This window comes from Brevibacterium yomogidense, assembly GCF_900163715.1.
GTDB lineage: Bacteria > Actinomycetota > Actinomycetes > Actinomycetales > Brevibacteriaceae > Brevibacterium > Brevibacterium yomogidense_A.
The window spans coordinates 46,427-65,448 of the sequence record NZ_FWFF01000017.1 but is presented as its reverse complement, the minus strand read 5'-3'; the positions used below and the strand labels follow the sequence as shown (position 1 = coordinate 65,448).

17 protein-coding genes are annotated in these 19,022 nt (G+C 70.2%); 4 read left to right on the top strand and 13 right to left on the bottom strand.

Annotated elements, in window-relative coordinates:
- Window positions 1-6 precede the first annotated feature (6 nt).
- The gene (locus FM105_RS09225; RefSeq protein WP_087007546.1) at window positions 7-1,083 is read right to left on the bottom strand and encodes an o-succinylbenzoate synthase; all 1,077 of its coding nucleotides are present in this window, start codon (window positions 1,081-1,083) and stop codon (window positions 7-9) included.
- Window positions 1,084-1,221: 138 nt separating this feature from the next.
- Here FM105_RS09225 and FM105_RS09220 point away from each other — a divergent pair, with 138 nt between their 5' ends.
- The 3 genes from FM105_RS09220 to FM105_RS09210 are packed head-to-tail and all read left to right on the top strand — an operon-like array spanning window position 1,222 to window position 4,676.
- Entirely contained in the window at window positions 1,222-2,148 is a 927-nt protein-coding gene (locus tag FM105_RS09220) for a 1,4-dihydroxy-2-naphthoyl-CoA synthase (RefSeq protein ID WP_087008360.1), read from the top strand.
- A gap of 22 nt (window positions 2,149-2,170) precedes the next feature.
- Entirely contained in the window at window positions 2,171-3,706 is a 1,536-nt protein-coding gene (locus FM105_RS09215) for an AMP-binding protein (protein ID WP_087007543.1), read from the top strand.
- Window positions 3,707-3,740: 34 nt separating this feature from the next.
- Complete coding sequence (locus FM105_RS09210; RefSeq protein WP_087007541.1) at window positions 3,741-4,676, top strand: 1,4-dihydroxy-2-naphthoate polyprenyltransferase; 936 nt, start codon at window positions 3,741-3,743, stop codon at window positions 4,674-4,676.
- Between the two features lie 34 nt (window positions 4,677-4,710).
- On the opposite strand, the gene FM105_RS09205 is transcribed toward FM105_RS09210, so the two are convergent.
- A complete protein-coding gene (locus FM105_RS09205; protein ID WP_087007539.1) occupies window positions 4,711-4,977 on the bottom strand; it encodes a DUF4229 domain-containing protein in 267 nt (88 codons plus the stop codon).
- Window positions 4,978-5,243: 266 nt separating this feature from the next.
- Here FM105_RS09205 and FM105_RS09200 point away from each other — a divergent pair, with 266 nt between their 5' ends.
- Window positions 5,244-5,564, top strand: a complete 321-nt coding sequence (locus FM105_RS09200) for a PLD nuclease N-terminal domain-containing protein (protein ID WP_087007537.1) — start codon at window positions 5,244-5,246, stop codon at window positions 5,562-5,564.
- Window positions 5,565-5,992: 428 nt separating this feature from the next.
- Here the strand turns inward: FM105_RS09200 and ccsB are convergent, their stop codons facing one another.
- Genes ccsB through FM105_RS09145 form a run of 11 tightly spaced genes read right to left on the bottom strand, consistent with a single transcriptional unit; the run spans window position 5,993 to window position 18,914 of the window.
- Window positions 5,993-7,066, bottom strand: a complete 1,074-nt coding sequence (gene ccsB, locus FM105_RS09195) for a c-type cytochrome biogenesis protein CcsB (RefSeq protein WP_087007535.1) — start codon at window positions 7,064-7,066, stop codon at window positions 5,993-5,995.
- A gap of 5 nt (window positions 7,067-7,071) precedes the next feature.
- Complete coding sequence (gene resB, locus FM105_RS09190; RefSeq protein ID WP_256970318.1) at window positions 7,072-8,739, bottom strand: cytochrome c biogenesis protein ResB; 1,668 nt, start codon at window positions 8,737-8,739, stop codon at window positions 7,072-7,074.
- Window positions 8,740-8,759: 20 nt separating this feature from the next.
- Entirely contained in the window at window positions 8,760-9,539 is a 780-nt protein-coding gene (locus FM105_RS09185; RefSeq protein ID WP_087007533.1) for a cytochrome c biogenesis CcdA family protein, read from the bottom strand.
- Window positions 9,536-10,195, bottom strand: coding sequence for a TlpA family protein disulfide reductase (locus tag FM105_RS09180; protein WP_087007531.1), 660 nt, complete (start codon window positions 10,193-10,195; stop codon window positions 9,536-9,538). Before FM105_RS09180 ends, FM105_RS09185 begins: the two co-directional genes overlap by 4 nt.
- A complete protein-coding gene (locus tag FM105_RS09175) occupies window positions 10,192-10,857 on the bottom strand; it encodes a histidine phosphatase family protein (RefSeq protein ID WP_087007529.1) in 666 nt (221 codons plus the stop codon). The genes FM105_RS09180 and FM105_RS09175 overlap by 4 nt, the downstream gene beginning before the upstream one ends.
- Window positions 10,857-12,194, bottom strand: a complete 1,338-nt coding sequence (gene hemL / locus FM105_RS09170) for a glutamate-1-semialdehyde 2,1-aminomutase (RefSeq protein WP_087007527.1) — start codon at window positions 12,192-12,194, stop codon at window positions 10,857-10,859. The genes FM105_RS09175 and hemL overlap by 1 nt, the downstream gene beginning before the upstream one ends.
- A complete protein-coding gene (locus FM105_RS09165) occupies window positions 12,191-12,682 on the bottom strand; it encodes a MarR family winged helix-turn-helix transcriptional regulator (RefSeq protein WP_087007525.1) in 492 nt (163 codons plus the stop codon). Before FM105_RS09165 ends, hemL begins: the two co-directional genes overlap by 4 nt.
- A complete protein-coding gene (gene hemB, locus FM105_RS09160; RefSeq protein ID WP_087008356.1) occupies window positions 12,682-13,746 on the bottom strand; it encodes a porphobilinogen synthase in 1,065 nt (354 codons plus the stop codon). Before hemB ends, FM105_RS09165 begins: the two co-directional genes overlap by 1 nt.
- Before the next feature lie 5 nt (window positions 13,747-13,751).
- Window positions 13,752-15,350, bottom strand: a complete 1,599-nt coding sequence (locus FM105_RS09155; RefSeq protein WP_087007523.1) for a uroporphyrinogen-III synthase — start codon at window positions 15,348-15,350, stop codon at window positions 13,752-13,754.
- Complete coding sequence (hemA, locus tag FM105_RS09150) at window positions 15,334-18,225, bottom strand: glutamyl-tRNA reductase (protein WP_087007522.1); 2,892 nt, start codon at window positions 18,223-18,225, stop codon at window positions 15,334-15,336. The genes FM105_RS09155 and hemA overlap by 17 nt, the downstream gene beginning before the upstream one ends.
- On the bottom strand, window positions 18,222-18,914 hold the full coding sequence (locus FM105_RS09145; protein WP_256970317.1) for a redox-sensing transcriptional repressor Rex: 693 nt from the start codon (window positions 18,912-18,914) through the stop codon (window positions 18,222-18,224). Before FM105_RS09145 ends, hemA begins: the two co-directional genes overlap by 4 nt.
- Window positions 18,915-19,022: the final 108 nt, after the last annotated feature.

Sequence of the window (19,022 nt, the reverse complement as noted above, 5' to 3'; positions counted from 1 at the left end):
GGGTGATCAGCCCGCGCGCCCGGAGTCCTCTCCTCGCGTGACGTGCTTCCAGCAGGCCTCGAGCCGTTCGGTCCAGAACCGGGCGCGCTCGGGGCCCGCTGCGTGTGCGGCGAGCAGGTCCTCGTCGGGATCGACTCGTCCCAGCGGCAGGCTCCCGTCCTGGGGCAGCAGCGCAGGAGCTGCTACGTCTCCGGCGAACAGGGCCGCGGTGCCCAGCCCCGCGGCTGGCTCGGAGCCCAGGAGGCCTTCGGCCTCCCGGGACAGCGGAAGGTGTGCGGCGAGTGCGGCTCCCGCAGCGAGGCCCACGCTCGATTCCAGGGCGGACGACACCACGGCGGGCAGCCCCGCCGCCTCGATGATCGACGCCGCGGCACGGATCCCGCCCAGCGGCTGGGCCTTCACGACGATGACGTCCGCCGCGCCCCGCGCAGCGACGCTCAGCGGGTCGGACACCTTGCGTATCGATTCGTCGGCCGCGATCGGCACCGGCAGGCGGGCGATGGAGATCCACTCCCGCAGGCGGGCGAGGCCGTCGACGTCGGGCACCGGCTGCTCGACGTACTGGAGCGGCCCCGTCCGCGCCAGTGCCGTGAGTGCGGTCTTCGCCTCGTCGTGCGTGTAGGCGCCGTTCGCATCGCAGCGCACCGCGGCTTCGGGCAGCGCCCGCCGCACCGCCGCGACTCGGGCGATGTCATCCTCCAGTGACTCGATGCCTCTCTCCGCGATCTTGATCTTCACCGCGCGCACGCCCGGGTAGCGGGCCGCCACAGCCGGCACGCGATGCGCGGGGACGACGGGGATGGTCGCGTTGACGCGCACGCCGTCGCGCAGGGGCGAGGGGTACGGGAGTGCGGCCGATTCCACTGCGGCGAGCAGCCAGCGGGATGCCTCCGGCACGTCGTACTCCGTGAACGGGGCGAACTCCGCCCACCCCGCGGGTCCCTTCACGAGGCACGTCTCCCGCACCGTGATGCCCCGGAATCGCGTCACCATGGGCAGCGCGACCGGGACGACGCGTTCGAACAGGTCGTCCGGGCGTGCCGTGTGGTCGAGGACTGTGCGGACCTCCGGGCTGATGAGCATACGGGCCACGATACGGCCACGCCCCCGGGGCAGCGCCAACCGTGCCGCGCGTCCCCAACGACTCTGCGGGAGTGTGGCGGAGCGCCTGCGGGATCCTGCGCCGAGGGTGGGGCCCAACCGGCCGATATGCTGGCGGACATGAGCGATACACAGGTCTCCGACATCTTCGACCCGACAGCGTGGCGCGAAGTCGTCGGCTTCGACTTCACAGACATCACCTACCACCGCGCGATCGATGCGGACGGTGCGGACATCGGCTGCGTGCGCATCGCGTTCGACCGCCCTGAGATCCGCAACGCGTTCCGTCCCCATACGGTCGACGAGCTCTACCGCGCGCTCGACCACGCCCGCCAGACCCCGGACGTGGGTGCCGTGCTGCTGACCGGCAACGGTCCCAGCGCGAAGGACGGCGGCTGGGCGTTCTGCTCCGGCGGCGATCAGCGGATCCGCGGCCGGTCCGGCTACCAGTACGCAGACGGCGAGACCGCGGAGACGATCGATCCCGCTCGCGCCGGGCGACTCCACATCCTCGAAGTGCAGCGCCTCATCCGCACGATGCCCAAGGTCGTCGTCGCGGTCGTGCCCGGCTGGGCGGCGGGCGGCGGCCACTCGCTGCACGTGGTCTGCGACTTGACGATCGCGTCCCGCGAGCACGCGCGCTTCAAGCAGACGGACTCCGACGTCGGGTCGTACGACGCCGGCTACGGCTCCGCCTACCTCGCGAAGATGGTCGGGCAGAAGAAGGCGCGGGAGATCTTCTTCCTGGGCCGCGAGTACTCCGCAGAGGACATGGAGCGCATGGGTGCGGTGAACATCGTCGCCGACCACGCAGAGCTCGAGTCGACCGCACTGGACGTCGCCCGCGAGATCCTGAGCAAGTCCCCCAACGCGCAGCGCATGCTGAAGTTCGCCTTCAACCTGGTCGACGACGGGCTGGTGGGCCAGCAGGTGTTCGCGGGCGAGGCGACCCGGCTGGGATACATGACGGACGAAGCGGTCGAGGGCCGCGACGCCTTCCTCCAGAAGCGGGACCCCGACTGGTCGCCCTTCCCCTGGTACTACTGAGCCGATCGGTGCTGCTGAGCCGATGACCACGCACAGCACTGTCTCTGCAGTCGCGGAGATGCTGGCCGGCGGGCCCGGGATCCTGCTGCCCCGCGAACGCAGCGGAGCGCTCCGCACGTTCGGACCCGCGGCGTACGATCTGGCGGGCACGCCGCGTCCGGCGCCGTCGCTGGTCCTGTTCACCTCGGGATCCACCGGGACGCCCAAGGGCGTCGCACTGGGTCGCGACGCGCTCGTGGCATCGGCCCGTGCGACCGAGGACCTGCTGTCCGGGCCGGGCCGCTGGCACCTGTGCCTTCCCGTCAACCACATCGCGGGACTCCAGGTGGTGCTGCGCGCGCTGCTCGCGGGGGCGCCGCCCACCGTGGCATCGCCCGCGCCGGCGGGAGCCCCCGCGTTCGACCCGCAGCGGTTCGCCGACGACCTCGCGCAGACGCTGCGAGCCGCGGGAGACGCTCCCGTCTACACCTCGCTCGTCCCCACCCAGCTCACCCGGGTCCTGCAGTCGCCGAAATCCGCCCAGGTGCTCGCCCGCACCTCCGCCGTGCTGCTGGGCGGCGCGTCGATCTCACCGCGCCTGCTCGAGCGCGCGGCGGATGCCGGTGTGCCGATCGTGCGCACGTACGGCATGAGCGAGACGGCCGGCGGATGCGTCTACGACGGCCTCCCCTTCCCCGAGGTCGATGTCCGGATCGCCGGCGACGGCCGCATCGTGCTGGCGGGCCCCGTCCTCGCAGACGGCTACGTGCGAGTCGACGAGGATCCGATCTCCCTGACTGCGATCCCCCACCCGCCGGCCCCGCTGGAGGGTCAGGCTGACAGTCCGGCCGACGGTCGGACTGACTGCCGCACAGACTGTCGAGTCGACGGTCCAGCCGACCTGGACCGTGCCGCGGACCTTCCTCTCGCCGGCGGATTCCACGGCGAGGGTCCGCAGCGAGTGCTCGTGACGAGCGACCTCGGCCGGTGGGATGACAGTGCGACCGATGGGCGCCTCGGCGACGGTTCCCGGCAGCCCGCCGAAGGTGCGGGCGAGCGTCCCCGCATCGACGTGCTGGGACGCGCCGACGATGTGATCGTCACCGGTGGCGAGAACGTCTCGCCCCACGAGGTCGAGACCGCGCTGCTCCCCCTGGCGGAGCCGCTGGGGTATGCGGAGGTCCTCGTGACCGCCCGGGCAGACGAGGAATGGGGCGAGGTGCTCGTCGCGCTACTCGTGCCCGACATCGCGCGGGCGACGGGTTCGTCGGTTTCGACGGGCTCGGAGGGATCTGCTGGGTCTGGGGGTTCGGTCGGTTCGGTCGGTTCGGTCGGTTCGGACGGTTCAGGGGGATCGCACGGTTCGGACGCTGCAGGGGGCCGTGCTCAGCGTCCCGTTCCCGTACCGGATGCGGTGCTGGAGACTCTGAAGACGGGACTGCGCTCGCGGGGGATCGCCGGGCCGAGGGTCCCCCGATTCGCGGTCGAGGTGGATGCGCTGCCGGTCAAGTCGATCGGAAAACCGGATCGTGCGGCGGCACGGACCCTCGGCGAGGCCGCTCCGCCCGTGGATGGGTAGGATACGGAAGGTTCGAGAGGAAGGGGAGGTGCGGATGGCGACGTTCGGCGAGTGGGTCGAGGGCGCGCGAATGCGTACGCTCCCACTGGCGATCGCTCCCGTCCTCATCGGGGCCGGCGCCGGCCTGGGTGCGCTGGGAGGCTTCGCGACGATCATCCTCGGCTCGACGGGGCCGGGCGAGCAGCAGACCGTCAACATCACCGCCGTCCTCCTGCGCACCCTGCTGGCACTCATCGTGTCGCTCGGCCTGCAGATCGGGTCGAACTATGCGAACGACTACTCCGACGGCATCCGCGGCACCGACGACGTGCGCGTGGGCCCCATGCGGCTCACAGCGACCGGAGCGGCGGAACCGGAGACGGTGAAGCGCGCGGCATTCATCTGCTTCGGTGTGGCGGGGGTCGCGGGCCTTGTGCTCGTGCTCGTCTCCAGCCAGTGGTGGCTCATCCCTGTCGGAGCCGCGGCGGTCCTGGCTGCCTGGTACTACACCGGCGGCAAGCGCCCCTACGGCTACATGGCGATGGGCGAGCTCTTCGTCTTCACCTTCTTCGGCCTGGTCGCCACACTGGGCACTGCCGCATCGATCGCCGGCGGCGTGACCCTGTCGGCGGTGAGCGGTGCGATCGCGATCGGCCTCTTCGCGTGCGGCGTGCTCATGGCCAACAACATCAGGGACATCCCCACGGACCGCGAGGTCGGGAAGACGACGCTCGCCGTCCTCCTGGGCGATTCCATGTCGCGGGCGGTCTACACCGTGTTCGTGGCCGCGCCGTTCGTGATGCTCATGGGGCCCATCGTCGACGGGCATCCTGCGAGCGTCATCGCGGTGCTCTCGCTGGTGCTCGTGGTGCAGCCGGTGAAGCTGGTCCTGTCGGGAGCCACGGGTGCCGACCTGATCCCCACGATCAAGGCCACGTCGCTGACCGCTCTGGCCTTCTCATTCCTGCTTGCCCTGGGCATCGCCCTCTGAACCGGCGATCACGGACGCGCGGGCTGCACGAGCCTCACGCGTCGTCGATGCTGCGGTCCTCGTCCGTCTCGTCGCGGCCCTTCTTCTGAGCCTTCTCCTCGCGGCGGCGCTGCATGCCGTCGATGAGCTCCTCCGCGGACCTGTTGCGCAGCGGCGCCAGCACGAGGAAGCTCAGCAGCGCGGAGATCACGATCCCCACGACCGTGCCCACGAGGGTTCGACCCCAGATCGTCCAGACGACGAGGACGCAGCCCACGAGCATGGCGAGGCGGGCGAGGTTGTACACGAGGAAGGAACGCATGATGCTCCAGTGTAGTGATCGCGTCGTCCCCCTCCTCTCAGGTCGTCTCAGGCTCTCGAACAGCGGTGCCGCGCGGAGGCGGACGTTCGCCGGAACTGGGACAGAGGCGGCGATGGGTACTGCAGTGGGGATGGCACGGGGAATCGCACTGGGGATCGCACTGGGGATCGCAGTGCGGACTGCGCTGGGAAGTGTGCTCCGGATTGCGGATCGAACTGTGCGAACCCTCCGCACCAAGAGGTCCTGAGTCGACTAAGATTGACGCCATGGCAAGGGGAATCGTCGTCGGAATCGTGTTGGTCGTGGCCATCATGCTCTACAGCGTGTTCGACTGCGCTGCGCGCCCACGGGACAGGATCGCCGCGCTGCCGAAGTGGGGCTGGATCCTGGTGATCCTCCTGCTCCCGGTCATCGGAGCGGCGCTGTGGTTCCTCATCGGCCGCAAGCGCGCGGACGGCGGCTTCGGCGGACGCAAGACGGCCGGGCCCCCGGCACCGGACGACGATCCGGACTTCCTCCAGCGCATTGCAGACGACGTCGAGCAGCAGCAGCGTCGCGAACGCCGCGAACGCGGCGAGTTCGACTGACGAAGATCTGAAGACGAGCATCGCCGCCTGAGAAGCGCCGCGGGGCCGAATGCTCACAATCCGCACAGATTCGGGCGGCGAATCGTGCGGATGTTGCGCACTCGATCGCGAGTGGGGTCCGTATCTATCCCGAGTTGCGCCCAGCAGTCATCGAGGGCGAGGCCCACATCCGGCCCCGGCGATGCGGCCCGAACGATCTGGCCCGCACGATCTGGCCCCCGGCGATCCAGCCCGAACGATTCTGCCCACGCGGGATCGAGTGAGTGCAATCCGGCCCCCGGATCACGCTTCTGGGGCCGGATTGCACTCACTCGGCGGATGCTGGGCTGCTGGATGTGGGGCTGCTAGATGTGGGGCTGCTAGATGTGGGGCTGCTGTTCGGTGGTTGGGCGCCCACGGCTGTGGACGCCGTCGCTGTCGCCTCGGACTCAGACGCCCGAGTAGGCGTGCAGTCCGTTGAAGTAGAGGTTCACGATGGAGAAGTTGAAGATCACCGTCGCGATGCCGACCAGGTTGAGCACGGCCACGCGCGTGGGCGTCCAGCCGCGGGTGGCACGGGCGTGGAGGTACGCCGCGTAGACGACCCACACCACGAACGTCCAGATCTCCTTGGAGTCCCATCCCCAGTAGCGGCCCCAGGCGATCTCCGCCCAGAACGCACCTGCGACCAGCGTGAACGTCCACGTCACGAAGCCCACCGCCGCGAAGCGGTAGGACGTCTTCTCCAGGTCCTTCGACCCCGGCAGCGCGTTGATGAAGCGCAGCGGCCCCCGCCACGGCTTGGATTCGCTGCGGCTGCGCACGATCTGGACGAGGGCGAAGATCGCGGACAGGAAGAGCAGCACCGTCGACAGGATCGCGATCGGCACGTGGATCCAGATCCAGTAGTTGTCCAGCGCGGGGATGATCTGCGCGGCCGGCGTGTGGAACACCGTGATGCACAGGCCCAGCACCAGCAGGACGGAGAACGTCACGAACGTCCCCAGGTAGCGGAAGTCGCGGAACCGCAGCAGCACGAGGTATGCGACCGAGACGACCGCGGACGCGATGAGCGCGTACTCCATCATGTTCGACCACGGCACGCGCATGACGGCCAGCGTCCGGGTCACGATGGCCCCCACGTGGAAGGCCGCGGCCAGCACGGTCAGGGCCGTCCCCGCACGCGCCCAGCGACGGACGTCGAGCGTCTTCCCGGCGTCGCCGCCGTCGGCGGAATCCCCCGCGCCCGAGGTCCCGGTCGCCTCCGCGTCGTCCAGCACCGCGGTCGTCCCGCTCCCGGCCGCACCGCCGCGCTGCGCTGCGGTCGAGGCTGCCTTCCCGGTCTCAGGACGCGTGGACCGACCGGACCTGCGCCCGGCCTTCTCCTCGACCTTCTGCGTGTCCCCGGCGAAGGCAGGACCGAACAGGTCGAACGCGTAGATGATGAACGCGATCGCGTACACCGCCATCGCTGAATAGATCAGCAGGTTCGACCACTGTGCGAGAGCGACGTTGACGTCCATGACCTCTACTTCCCGGAACGATTCGGTGCGGAGTCCGCATCTGGGTCAGCGGATTCCGGCTCGAGCGATTCTAGTGACAGAACCTGTGTGAGTTCTTCGACGGCCTCATCGACGCGCGGATCCTCTCCGCGAGCCAGCCCTGCAATCTCCACCTGATCGCCGCTCACGCGCACCCACACGCGTCGCCGCGCCACGAACAGCGTCAGGGACAGCCCGCCGAACAGGAGGGCCATGAACGGCAGCATCCACACCTGCACGGGATCGTGGTGGACGTCGAGCGCCGCGTACTTGCGGATCTCCTCGAATGTCACGCTGCCGTGCCCGTCGGGCAGCTCTGCGGTGTCTCCGGGCTGCATGACCATCTGGAAGGGCTGTCCGTCGTCGCCGACCAGCTGCTCCATCGAGTCCGATTCCAGCTGGTAGACCGATTGGGGCGCGCCGGAGTCCAGCCCCAGGTCACCGCGGTAGGCGTCCATGACGAGCAGCGGGTTGCGCAGCTCCGCGAACGTCGAGATGAGCTCGCCTGAGTCATTGCGCCCCGTCGTCGGCAGGAGCACTCCCCCGAAGCCCAGCTGGTCCGGACTGGCATCGGGGACCTTCACGACGCCGGTCGAGGTGTACACGCCGTCCTGCGGCAGGAAGACGACGGGCCCCGAGTACGTGACATCCCCATTCGCGTTGCGGGCCGTGATGACCGGGGCGTAGCCGTTGCCGATGAGGTAGATGTTCGAGCCTTCGACGCGCACCGGCTCGTTGGGACGGAGGACGAAGCTCGTCTCCTCCTCCGGAGTATTGAGGGTCACGTCCGCATCGAACTGGCGCGGCTGACCGAACTGTGCGCCGGTCGCCTCATCGTCGAAGCGGGTCTCGAGGTCATCGAGGGTGAGCCGGAACTCAGGCAGGGAGTTCGCGTCGAAGAACGTGCCGGGTTCGAACGAATCGTACGAGACCAGCGAATGGGAGAACGTGTCGCCCTCCACCAGCACCCGCTGGCCGGAGTATCCGAACAGCCCGCCCATCGCCATGATGATCACGGTCGCGAGGATCGACACGTGGAAGACGAGATTGCCCGTCTCCTTGAGGTAGCCGCGTTCGGCGGCGATGTGGTCCTCGTTGCGGACGGTCCGGTAGCCGGACTTCTTCAGCTGCTCATGGGCCGTCTCCAGCAGTTCTTCCGCGGTGCGCTGCTGGGCGCCGGTCGCAAGCGGCGTCGTGCGGTATGCGGACATGCGGGTGAGCCTGCGCGGCGCCTTGGGCGGGGCCTGCCGCATCGCCTGGAAGTGGTGCTTGGTGCGCGGGATGATGCAGCCCACGAGGGACACCATGAGGAGGATGTAGACCGCGGAGAACCAGACGGACGTGTAGACGTCGAACAGCTGCACGGTGTCGAGGAACTCTCCCCACGAACCGTTCTCCTCGATGAACGTCGACACGGCGCCGGGGTCCTGGTTGCGCTGCGGCAGCAGCGACCCGGGGATCGCTGCGAGTGCCAGCACGAGCAGCAGGATGAGCGCCGCGCGCATCGTCGTCAGCTGGCGCCACGCCCAGCGCAGCATGCCGACGAATCCGATGTCCGCTGCGGGCGCCCGGCCCTTCGCACCCTTCGCACCCTTCGCGCCCTTCGTCGCCTTCGACGTCGTCGGTGGCTGCGACGCCTGCGACGGCTTCTCCACGTCGTTCCTTCGCGCGTTCACTAGATGACTACCTCGAATCCTGCGATCGTGCCCTGCAGGCTGTTGATCCACATCGTCCACACTCCGCTCAGCAGGAGCAGTCCCAGAATGATCAGCATGATCCCTCCGGCCCGCATGATCCCCCGCTGGTGCCTGCGCACCCACTCCAGCCGGCCCAGACCCTTGTGGATGAGTACCGCGACGATGATGAACGGGATGCCCAGCCCCAGGCAGTAGATGAACGTCAGCAGGGTTCCGCGTGCGATGGCTCCCTGCGCCCCGAATCCGGTCGACAGTGCGAGCACGGCGGCGAGGGTGGGACCCATGCAGGGTGCCCAGCTGAGCGCGAACACGGCACCCAGGGCGGGGGCCCCGGCCAGACCCGCACGGGGCCTCGGCGTCGGCTGCGACGTCCGCTGGAGGAACGGGATGCCCCCGAGGAAGATCACGCCGGCCAGGATCACGACGACGCCCAGGACGCGGTTGACGACGCCCATCCATTCCGCGAGGAACATGCCGACCGTGGAGAACGCCGCGCCCATCGCGACGAAGACCGCGGCGAAGCCGAGGACGAACAGGCTGACGCCGATCACGACGCGGGACGTCTTCCGGTCCTCGAGCGACGTCCCGGACAGACCTGTCACGTAGCCGATGTAGCCGGGCACCAGCGGGAGCACGCACGGAGAGACGAACGAGACCATTCCGGCCAGGGCGGCGACGAGCACCGCCAGCAGGAGCGGGCCGTTCAGGACAGTCTGCGCGAACGACTCGCCCAGGCCGCCGGCCAGGACGTCAGTCACTGCGCCAGGACGTCTTCGATGAGCCCCGTGAGCGTCGACTGTGTGACGGCACCGACCACACGGGCCGCGGCGCGGCCGGACGCATCGAGGATCACCGTCGACGGGGTCGCCTGCGGGGGCAGGACGCTCGACAGCAGCGAGACCATGGAGCCGTCCCCGTCGATCATGATGGGGTAGGGCACCTCGAAGGTGCGGACGAACGACTCCGCCGTCGCCGCCTGATCGCGCACATTCACGCCCAGGAATTCGACCTGGTCGCCGAAGTGCTCGTACGTCGCGTTCAGATCCGGTGCCTCGACGCGGCAGGGTGGGCACGCGGCGTACCAGAGGTTGATCGCGACGACCCTGGGACGCCATGAGGCGAGGCTCGTGCTCTCACCGGTGAGCGTCTCGAAGTCGAGGTCGAGCGGTTCTCCGCGCTCGTCGCCGCTCAGCTGCGTGATGACGCCGCTGCCGGACACGTAGCCCTTGTCCTCGCCGGACTGCGCCTGCTGCGCGAGGTCCTCGGAACCGGAGCTGCCGCATCCTGCCAGCGCGAGGCCGGAGAGTCCGAGCAGTCCCAGAGCGCCCCGGCGCGTCGGGATCCGGTCGAGGCCCGCCAGTCGGTCGAGCCGTCCCAGTCCCCCGCGTCCGTCGGTGCTGAAGGGGCGCGTCATGCTCCCGTCCCCGGCTGAGTGAGCTGCAGATCCCCGGCGATGTCCTCGTATTCCACGACGTCAAGTGTGCCGGAGCCGTCTGAGAAACTCGTGACCGAGGCGAGCGCGCACTCCCGCTTCCGCGGGTCGTGCGCGAGCGGCCGGCCCTCCGTCCAGAGGCGCGTCGACCAGATCGGCAGCTGGTGGGACACGATGACTCCGGAGGCCTCGTCGAGCCCGTCGCGCGCGGCGATCGCGGCCAGGCGCGAACGCAGCGACATCATCGCCGCGCGCATCCGCAGGGCCTGGTCGATGTAGCGCTCACCCCACGACGGGCGCAGGGGGTTGCGGACGAGGAACAGCGACCGCGGATCCCGGACCAGTGAGTCCTTCGTCACACGGGTGCCCTCGAAGTCGTTCTCCGCTTCGATCACGCGCTCGTCCGTCACCACCGGCAGTGCGAGTCGCTCCGCGAGCGGCGCGATCGTCTCCTGCGCGCGCTGGAGCGGCGAGGCGACCAGCGCCCGCAGGTGGGGGTCCTTCGCAGGCAGCGCAGCGGCGACCCGCTGCGCCATCTCGAAGCCCCGCTCGGACAGCCCGTACCCGGGGAGGCGCCCGTAGAGGATCCCCTCCGGATTGAAGACTTCGCCGTGGCGGACGAGGTGGATGCGCAGCTGCGGCATCAGGAGACCGCCGAGGAGCCGGTCGCCGCTGCCGCCCGCGCTGCGGCCGGCAGGGCGGAGACGATGCGGTCCAGGACCTCGTCCGTGTGGGCGTAGGACAGGAACCACGCTTCGAACGCCGACGGCGGCAGGTGGATGCCGGACTCCAGCATCGACTGGAAGAACGCGGCGTGGGCCGCGGTGTCCTGTGTTCCCGCATCCTCGAAGTTCCGCACCTCGCGCTCCGTGAAGAACACGGAGAACATCGAGTTCGCACTCTGGATGCGGTGTGCCACGCCGGCTGCGCTCAGGGCGTCGCCCACGGCGGCCCGCAGTGTGTCCGCCGCTGCTTCGAGACGGGGGTACACGTCCAGTTCGCGGGTGAGGCGCAGCGTCGCGAGGCCGGCCGCAGAGGCGACTGGGTTTCCGGAGAGCGTCCCCGCCTGGTAGACGGGGCCCGCCGGCGCCAGGTGCTCCATGACGTCCCGGCGACCGCCGAACGCCGCAGCGGGGAAGCCGCCGCCCATGACCTTGCCGAAGGTGAAGAGATCGGCGGGACCATCCGGATAGCCGTCGCGCGCGGACTCGTATCCGTACCAGCCCGATGCGGACACGCGGAAGCCCGTCATGACCTCATCGGAGACCATGAGTGCGCCGTGCTCCTGGGTGACCCGTCGGATCGCCTGGGTGAAGCCGTCGCGGGGCGGGACGACGCCCATGTTGCCGGGGCTCGCCTCCGTGATGACGCACGCGATGTCGGCACCGTGCTGCTCGAAGGCCCGGGCAAGGGCATCCTGGTCGTTGTACGGCAGCACGAGGGTGTCCGCCGCGGACGCACCCGTCACGCCGGGAGTGTCCGGCAGCGAGAAGGTCGCGAGGCCCGAGCCTGCGGCAGCCAGCAGGGCGTCGACGTGCCCGTGGTAGCAGCCTGCGAACTTCACGATCTTCGAGCGCCCGGTGAACCCGCGCGCCAGACGGATCGCGGACATCGTCGCCTCCGTGCCGGAGTTGACCAGGCGGACCTGCTCGACCGGCTCGACGCGGGAGACGAGCTCTTCGCTGAGCAGGACCTCGGCCTCGCCGGGGGTGCCGAAGCTGAAGCCGCGGCCGGCGGCCTCGCGGACGGCGGCGACGACCTCGGGATGCGAGTGGCCCAGGATCATGGGGCCCCACGAGCCGATGAGATCGACGTACTCCCGGCCGTCGACGTCGGTGAGGACGGCGCCGTCGGCGCGGTCGATGAAGCGGGGGGTGCCGCCCACCGCACCGAAGGCGCGGACGGGCGAGTTCACGCCGCCGGGGATGACGGCCCTGGCGCGGTCGAACAGTGCGGCGGATGCGGGTGCCGGGTGTGTCATGAGACGTCCTCTCCGTCGGGCATGATGCGGGCGTCGGCGGGCAGTTCGCGCATGTGCGCGAGCACCTTCGTGAAGATCCCCGCCATGACTTCGATCTCCGTGTCGTCGAGCAGGTCGATGAGATGCGTCCTCACACCGGTCACGTGCACGGGTGCGGTGTTCTCGAGCAGGCGGAAGCCGTCCTCGGTGAGCTTGCAGCGCACACCGCGGCGGTCCTCGGCAGTCTTCTCGCGCTCGACGATCCCCCGGTCCTCGAGGCGCGCGACGATGTGGGTCAGCCGCGAGCGCGACACCCCGGTGTCCGCGGCGAGGGTGGCCATCCGCAGCGTGTGGTCATCGGACTCCGACAGCCGCACCAGGATGGTGTACTCCGTGAGCCCCAGCGTGGATTCGGCCCGCAGCTCCCGGTCCAGACGGGTCATGAGCAGCATGTGGGAGTCCAGGAACGATCGCCATGCGACCAGCTGCTCCGAGGTGAGCCAGCGCATCAGCGGTCCTCCGTCGTCTGTGTCGTCGTCTGTGTCGCCGTCTGTGTCGCGGCGGGATCCGCCTGGCCGTTCAGCAGTGCGGCCACCTCGGCCGCCCAGTAGGTGAGGACGGCGTCCGCCCCTGCGCGCTTGAAGCCGACCAGGCTCTCGAGGATCGCGGGCATGCGCTCGATCGCGCCGGCGCGCGCAGCGAACTCGATCATCGCGTACTCACCGGAGATCTGATAGGCCCAGACCGGGACGGAGCTGGCTGCGGCCGCGTCTGCGAGGACGTCCAGATAGGGCGTCCCGGGCTTCACCATGACGATGTCCGCGCCCTCGGTGATGTCGAGCTCGAGTTCGCGCAGGGCCTCGCGGCCGTTCGCCGCGTCCTGCTGGTACGTCCGGCGGTCGCCGGTCAGCTGCGAGTCGACCGCTTCGCGGAACGGGCCGTAGAACGCGGAGGCGAACTTCGCCGCGTACGCGAGCACCACCACGTCCTGATGGCCCGTCGCGTCCAGCGCGTGTCGGACCGCGGCGACCTGGCCGTCCATCATCCCGGACAGGCCCAGCACGTGGGCTCCGGCATCGGCCTGCGCGACGGCCAGCGAGGCGTAGCGGTCCAGCGTCGCGTCGTTGTCGACGGTGCCGTCCGCCGCCAGGACGCCGCAGTGGCCGTGCGAGGTGAATTCGTCGAGGCACAGGTCGGCCATGATGACGGTGTCATCGCCCAGCTCATCGCGCAGGAGCCGCAGGGCGCGGTTCAGGATCCCGTCCGGGTCGTCGCCCTGGGAGCCCTGCTCGTCGCGCAGGGTGGGGATGCCGAAGAGCATGAGTCCGCCGACTCCCGCGGCGACCGCGGCGCGCGCATCGGACAGCAGCGAGTCGAGCGTGTGCTGCTTCACCCCGGGCATCGAGGTGAGCTCGAGCGGCTCCTCGAGGCTCTCCTTCACGAACATCGGGAGGATGAGGTCCGCCGCATGGAGGCGGTTCTCGCTCACCAGACGCCGCAGCGCCGGTGTCGTGCGGAGTCTGCGGGGGCGCGGTGCGCCGTCCGCCAGCTGGTAGACCGGTCTGCTGTCCATCATCGTCACCTCTTCTTGAGCGGGCGCATCTGGGAGGGCCGCAGAGGCGCCCGGCCGTCGGCCAGGTCCTGCGTGCGCTTCTTCACCGCGAAATCGACGAGGCCGCTGATGAGGGACCCGAGGTTCGCCTCGTCCGCGAGCACGTCGACCTCCAGCCCGTGCTCCTGCGCGGTCTGCGCGGTGGCGGGACCGATGGCGCACACCACCGTGCTGGACGGCGGCTTGCCCGCGATCCCCACGAGGTTGCGGACCGTGGACGAGGACGTGAAGAGCACGGCGTCGAAGTCACCGGATTTGATCGAATCGCGCACCGGCGCCGGCGGCGGAGCAGCCCGGACCGTGCGGTAGGCGGTCACGTCGTGGACCTCCCAGCCGCGCTCCTGGAGCCCCTCGTAGAGGACCTCGGTCGCGATGTCCGCCCGCGGCAGCAGGACGCGGCCGCCCGGGTCGATGAGCGGGTCCCGATCGGGCCAGTCCTCGACGAGGCCCCGAGCGGAGTGCTCTCCCGACGGGACCAGGTCCGGCGTGACGCCCCAGTCCTCGAGCGCGTCTGCTGTGGGCCCGCCGACCGCGGCGACCCGCACTCCGGCGAGTGCGCGCGCGTCGAGTCCGAACTCCTCGAACCACTCGCGGACCGCGCGGACCGCATTGACGCTCGTGAGGCCGACCCACTGGTAGTCGCCGTTCACCAGGCCCTGGATCGCCCGCTCCATCTGGGTGGGCGTGCGGGGCGGCTGGATCGCGATCGTCGGCACGATCGTGCCGATCGCGCCCAGCTCGGACAGTTCGCGGGCGGTCGAGCGACCCTGCTCCTTGGTGCGCGGGATGAGGACGCGCCAGCCGAAGAGCGGACGCGATTCGAACCAGTCGAGCTCTGCGTGCTGCTCCACGCCCTGACCGAAGAACATCGTCACGCGGGTGCGCTCGGGGACCTCGTCGCGCAGACGGCTCGGTGCCTGCCCGAACGTCGTCTCCAGCGTCAGCTGGGCGATTGTCGAGACCTCTGTCGTGAGGAGGACCGGAGTGCCCTCATCCCAGCCGTCGCTCAGCAGAGCCGTGAGCGCGTCGATGACGTCGTCGCGCTCGCCGTTGATGACGTGTCCGGTGTTCCGATGCTTCGAGACGTCGATGTGCGACTGCTCTCCGGCCTCGACGAGGCGGACGGAGCGGACGCGGTTCGTGGTCACGGGGGCACCCGCGTAGGCCGCTGCGGAGGCTGCGACTCCCACACCGGGAACGATCTCGAAGTCGACGCCCTGACGCCGTACCGCTGCGGCCTCGTCCGTCGTCGCGGAGAAGAGGACGCCGTCATGGGGCACGAGCCGCACGACGCTTCCGTGCTCGCGCGCGAGGCCCGCGAGCTTCCGTCCCCGGGTCGTCGCGGCCTGGCCGAGCTCCGTCGAGTCCATGCGCTGGACGTCTGCTCCGGCGTAGGCGTCGAGGATGCCGTCGTGCACCGTGGGATCGGAGACGACGAGCGGTGCGCCGGCCAGCAGATCCGTCCCGCGGCGGGTCATGAGCGACGGATCGCCGGGGCCCGCGCCGAGGAAGTAGACGGTGGGCACGGCGAGCGCACCGAACGCCTCATCAGCTGGATTCGCCACCCTCGTCACCTCCTGCTGCGTGGTGGGTGGTCGGAAGGTGGGTCTGCGGAGCATTCGCTCCGACCGACTTCCGAGGGTCGATGCCGAGTCCGTCGAGGAGCTCTTCGGCCACTCGCGCGCCGAGGTCCTTCGCCGCATCCAAGCGGGCGGCATGGGCCGCTTCCGAAGAAGCGGTGGCGGAGTCCGCCGAGGCCGTGGCTGAATCTGCCGAGGCCCGGTCGGAATCCCCTGCGGTGGGGAGCTGCGTCGCCTTCGTGACGCGCAGCAGTGTCCCCTCGTCGTCCGCGAGGACTCCGGAGACCTCGAGGGTCCGGCCGTCCAGCGTCGCGAGCGCGCCGATGGGGGCGGAGCAGCCGGCCTCCGCGCGGGACAGGATCGCCCGCTCGCAGTCGACGGCCAGTGCCGTCGTGTGGTCGTGCAGTCCGTGCAGCGCATCGCGCAGCGACGCGTCGTCCGCGTTCAGATCGGCGGTCGCGTCGCGGCATTCGATCCCGAGTGCGCCCTGGCCCGGGGCCGGGAGCATGATCGGTCCGACGAGCACGTCGGTGGCCTCGTCGATCCGGCCGAGCCTCCGCACGCCGGCGGCGGCGAGCACGACGCCGTCCAGGCGCCCCTCCGTCACGTGGCGGATGCGGGTCTCGACGTTGCCGCGCACTCCGGTCACCTCGATGTCGGGGCGCGCGTCGCGCAGCTGTGCGGCGCGACGCGGGGAGCCGGTGCCGATGACGGAGCCTGCGGGCAGATCGGTGAGGCGCATGCCGTCGCGGGCGATCAGGACATCGGACGGGTCGACGCGCGGGGGCACGGCACCCAGGTGGATGCCCGGTGCCGGTGCGGTGGGGAGGTCCTTCAGCGAGTGGACGGCGATGTCGATCGTGCCGCTCAGCAGTGCGCTGCGGACTGCGGAGACGAACACACCGGTTCCGCCGAACGAGGCGAGCGGCCTCATGTTCACGTCGCCCTCTGTGACGACCTCGACGATCTCGACCCGCCATCCCGTCTGCGCGGCGAGCTGCTGCGCGATCGCCGTCGACTGCGACCGGGCCAGCTGCGACCTGCGGGTGCCGAGCCGCACGGTGCGGCCGGTGGGCTCGTCCGGTTCGACGACGTCCAGCGTGTGGTCCGCCACGGGGCGCTGGCCATCGGCCACCACGTAGTGGTCGTCTGCTGACGAGGAGGCTTGCGACGGGGTGGCTTGCGACGAGCCGGCTGATGACGAGGCCGAGGCCGAGGTGACGGCCGAGGAGGCCGCGCCTGCGACAGGACTCGTGCCCGCGACCGGACCGGCACTTGTGACGGGACCGGTCTCCGGCGTCGACACGGCCGCCGCCGGATTCAGCACCGCGGTGGGCGCAGTCGCCAGCGCGGTCACGGACCCAGACCCAGTCACAGACCCAGTCACCGACCCGGACACGAAACCAGTCCCGGACGCGAAGCCGGACTCAGAGATGGACCCAGCGCCCTCCGGAGCGGATGCGGAGGCGAGCACGAACGGATTCGCGGCCATGGCCTCGGCGGCGGTGGCTGTGGAGTCCGGGCCGGGAGCGGACGCGGATTCGACCGCGGCGGGCGGCGTGCGCTGCAGATCGAAGAGCATCGAGAGCGCCGCGGCGTAGTCGACCGATTCGTCGTCCGCGCCCATGAGCTCCTTCACCCGGACCGTCGGAGTGTGGATGAGGTTGGTCGCGACACGGCGCAGGGACTTCCGGATGTCGTCGAGGTCCTTGTCGGACACGCGGTCGCCCAGACGGCGCGACAGCCGTTCGAACTCACGGTCCACCGTGTCGCGGGCCTGGCGGCGCAGCGCCGTGACGGTCGGCGCGATCTGGCGTGCGCGACGGCTCGCTGACAGCGCGGCGATCTCCTCGTGGATGATCGAGCGCACCTGCGTGACGATCTCCACGACACCGGAGGTCTGCGTGTAGGCGGAGTCGGCGAAGAGCGATGAGAGGCCCTCGAGGCCGATCGTCCGCACGTGCTCGTGCGTCTCCACGTCCGGATCCACGTCGAACGGCAGTGCGAGGTCGACGACGAACGTGCTGGTGGGCTCTTCACCGGGGGCCAGATGATCGAGCGATGCCGTGACGGTCCCCGCATCGATGACCGTCCCGCGGGCGCCCGTCACGGAGATGACGAGATCCGCCCGGGCGAACTCCTCTGCGAGCACGGCGGGCGTCAGTTCCCGGGCCCGCCCTCCGACGGAGTCCGCGAGCCGCTGCGCCTTGTCGAGCGTCCGGTTGAGCACGGTCACGGAGGCGACGCCCTGGCGCGCGAGGGTGGCGACCGACAGTCCGGACATGGCGCCTGCGCCCACGACGAGCACATCCGCGTCTGCCAGCGGACCGATGTGGGGCACGGCCTCCGTCAGGGCGGTGTCGAGCAGTGAGCGGGCGACGGAGTCGAGCTCCGTCTCCGCGTGCGCGCGCTTGCCCACACGGAGCGATTCCTGCACCGTGCGGCTGAGCTCACCCGTGAGGTGTCCCTCTTCCTGCGCGGCACTGTACGACTGGCGGAGCTGGCCGAGGATCTGGGATTCGCCCACCGCCATCGAATCCAGTCCGGCGGCCACCGTCAGGAGGTGCTCCACGGCCTTGTCGTCGAAACGGACGTAGACGTGGTGCGCGAGTTCCGCCCACTCGATCCCCGTGACGCTCACGAGTGCCGAGCCCACGTCGGCGAGTCCGCCGTGGAAGGCGCGGACGTCGGCCACGATCTCGAGGCGGTTGCACGTCGCCAGCACGAGCGCACCGTCGACGTACTCACCGCCGAGCACGCGGTCGGTGAGGAGGTCGACGTTCCTGCCCGACAGCGCGACGGCGTCGAGCACCGACATGGGTGCGGAACGGTGTGAGACTCCGAGTACGAGCGTGGTCACGTCTCTGCCTCCAGGGGGCCGGGCGACGGATGGGGACTGTGTGCGGCGGCTCCCGGCACGGGCTGCGCGCCACCGGCGGCCTCCGCGCTGCTGGGAGCGAAGTGTGAGAGGACCTGCAGTTCGGTCGCGAGGTCGACGTGGCGGACTTCGACGCCTGCGGGCGTGCGCACGGGCACGGGCGCGAAGTTCAGGAGGCCCCTGATGGGGGTGCCCGCCACGGCGTCGACGACGGACTGGGCCGCGCCCGCGGGGACCGCGATGACGAGGAGTTCGAGTGCCAGCGCTTCGACTGCGCGCGGCAGATCGGAGATGTCCGTGACGACGAGGTCGCCGACCGGCTCGCCGATGCGTGCGGGGGCGGCGTCGAAGACGGCCTGCACGGAGAAGCCGTGCTCGGGGTCCGACAGGTAGTGCGCCAGTGCGGTGCCCAGACGGCCCGCACCCACCACGCCCACGGGGCGCAGCCGGTCGATGCCGAGGAAGGAGCGGATCGCGTCGGCGAGGTCGAGGGCGTCGTAGCCGACCCCGCGGCGTCCGGTGAAGCTGAGGAGGGAGAGGTCGCGGCGGACGATCGCTGCGCCGACACCGCAGGTGCGGGCGAGGTCCTCGCTGGAGGCTGTCGTCCGGCCGGAGGCGATGAGAGCGGTCAGTGCGCCGAGGTAAACCGGCATGCGGGTCACGGCTGGCATGGGAGCCGACCGTTGTGCGCCACCGGGCGCCGTCGCAGCCGACAAGGTCTGTGCCACCGCGTCTCGCTCTCCTCTCTGCGCTGTGCGCTCAATCAGATGCTCGTCCGA